Consider the following 2,236-nt stretch of genomic DNA (forward strand, 5'->3'; position numbering starts at 1 on the left):
AAGATGACCCACATTAGTCATTTAATAGAAAATAAAGGAGAATATATGCGGTTTGTGTTAATTATGCTAATTTGTTATGGTAGTTTGTTTGCACAAATAGAAGGAAGGGATACAGAATCTAAAGCAATACAATATACAAGTGAATATGGCTATATCAATTATATCTTAGCCATTCGTGGCACAAAACCAAGTGATACAAAGGATTTAAAAACAGATGCAAGAATGACTCTAGGATACATTCCACAAGGACAATATAACGATATGCTAAGATTCTATAATCAATGCAAAGCAAAATATCCTGCTATGACAGAATCTAAAAGCTTAAATATAGCAGGACATTCACTAGATGGAGCCTTAACGCAAATGCTTGTTTTAAGTCTATGTGATGATTGAGAATGAAGCAAATATCAATGAAGTTTATACTTTTAATTCTCCTGGTGCTAAAACATTACAAGTTCCTTATAATATTAATCCTATACCACATTATATTATTTATTTCACAAAACAAGATTTATTGAGTAATGAATCAATTAATTATAAGCTCAATCAAGCACTTCATGAAGATTATGATACATATTTGCAATATGAGAGACAAAATTCTATCACACACAATTTTGAAAGAGAGCTTGAAACACAACTATGGGATAAGGCGTATGCTTTAAAAAAAGAGAAAGGGGATAATTTTTATTTGGGTGTTTATTTTGACCCACTTAATGCTATGTTACCTTATGTTGTTCTATTGGAGCAAGAGGAGGATTATTGGCATCATTTTGTTTTATCCTATTATCATCGTCTCTATAAGAATTACAAAGAACGCAAACCATTAGCCTCTTTTGAATCTACATACCACATAGAGACAAAAGAGGATGCTAAAGATTTTATTCCTGTGCTTGGGTATCCAAACAATGCCACTCAACATTTATGGACAGATATAGATGGTTATTATTATGCTATTAACATAGGTGGGATTACAGGGATACCTTCTCATTATCTCAAATACACTGCAAGAACCCTCTACTTCTACTCCTACCTTTTAGAATTAGAATCCAATGACACAACCATACAAAGAAGCATAGCACATAGAAAGGCTAAAAGGACTAGTGCAAATAGTGCTACTACAAACACTACACAAAACACCCATACAGATTCCACAATATCTCACAAAGATACCAAACATACTAGCAATACAGATTCCACCACAGATACTAATACCAATACACCTACACAACCACATAATACCCTAGCAGATTACCTCCACGAACTCAATGTCTTTATGGATAATGTAAGAATTGCTATGAATATCTTAGTCCATGAGATTGACAAAGAAAATCAAAAGAAATATGAGAGATTTAAAAAAGAACAGGCTTGGTATGAAAAAACTCCAAAATATGATGATATAGATTTCTTAGCCATTTTAATCTCTCAAATCAATGAGACAGCCTATAAGCTTGAAACACTTAAAGAAGATTCTAACACATATCTTACTCCAAGTATTGATAAAGAGCATATCATTGAAGCTTTATTGGAATTTATAGAATCCAATTACTTTATACAAATGCTTGATAATAAGTTATTACGCGCAATGAGAAATCAATGTCAAGCAAATGCAAAGTCAAGTATACAAGAAAAGCTAAGTCTTGCTGCTTGCCAGCCTTTTAGTCTAGTGAATAATAAGGCAGTGTGTTATATCAATGAGGAGAATCTACATAAGATACATGGATATAAAGGTTTGGGGGGGGGGGATTTACTCTCTCAAGAATGGCATAAAGAATTTACTAATGGAAAATACAAAATAGCAAAAGGCTTATACTTTGGTGGTAATACTTACTCAAGCTTTACTAAATATATGATACACGATACTCAAGAAAAAGAAACTATACACTAAGGATTAATAATGTCAAGCCAAGTTACATTTTCTATCAAGCAAGAACATAAAAGTATTTTTCTTTTTGCCAACAATGGAGATTATATTGACTGCCATACAATCTACACACAAATCTATCAAATCATGCAAAATAGCAAAGAATACCGAGAGTATAAAGACTTTGCAGAGCAAGCATTGCTAAATTATCAATTTTATATCTTTTTAGATTCTATTCTTTTACAAGGCTCCAAAGAAACAAAATCCAATCCTTTATTCTTTGGCACATTAGATTCTAAAGATAGTAATCTAGGCTTAGATACTCTTAAACCCATCTATCACTTAATCGGTGAGATAGATTCTAACTCTATAGAA

The 2,236-nt window shown here is 32.0% G+C and carries 2 protein-coding genes and 1 pseudogene; all 3 read left to right on the plus strand.

Annotation, left to right across the window (positions count from 1 at the left end):
• The first annotated feature begins 45 nt into the window (after window positions 1–45).
• Window positions 46–393 (plus strand): alpha/beta hydrolase family protein, encoded by a 348-nt coding sequence (locus tag LS81_RS10705; protein WP_052096618.1) that lies wholly within the window; start codon window positions 46–48, stop codon window positions 391–393.
• Entirely contained in the window at window positions 386–1,885 is a 1,500-nt protein-coding gene (locus LS81_RS10710) for a hypothetical protein (protein WP_104696571.1), read from the plus strand. The genes LS81_RS10705 and LS81_RS10710 overlap by 8 nt, the downstream gene beginning before the upstream one ends.
• Window positions 1,886–1,894: 9 nt before the next feature.
• Window positions 1,895–2,236: pseudogene (locus LS81_RS11600) on the plus strand (hypothetical protein); the annotation flags it as partial.

Origin of the sequence: Helicobacter trogontum (genome assembly GCF_000765905.2) — a bacterium.
GTDB classification, from domain to species: domain Bacteria; phylum Campylobacterota; class Campylobacteria; order Campylobacterales; family Helicobacteraceae; genus Helicobacter_A; species Helicobacter_A trogontum.

Bases quoted from the DNA above. Each gene is read 5' to 3' on its own strand.
- LS81_RS10705 (WP_052096618.1), top strand. From the start codon at position 46: ATGCGGTTTGTGTTAATTATGCTAATTTGTTATGGTAGTTTGTTTGCA.
- LS81_RS10710 (WP_104696571.1), top strand. From the start codon at position 386: ATGATTGAGAATGAAGCAAATATCAATGAAGTTTATACTTTTAATTCT.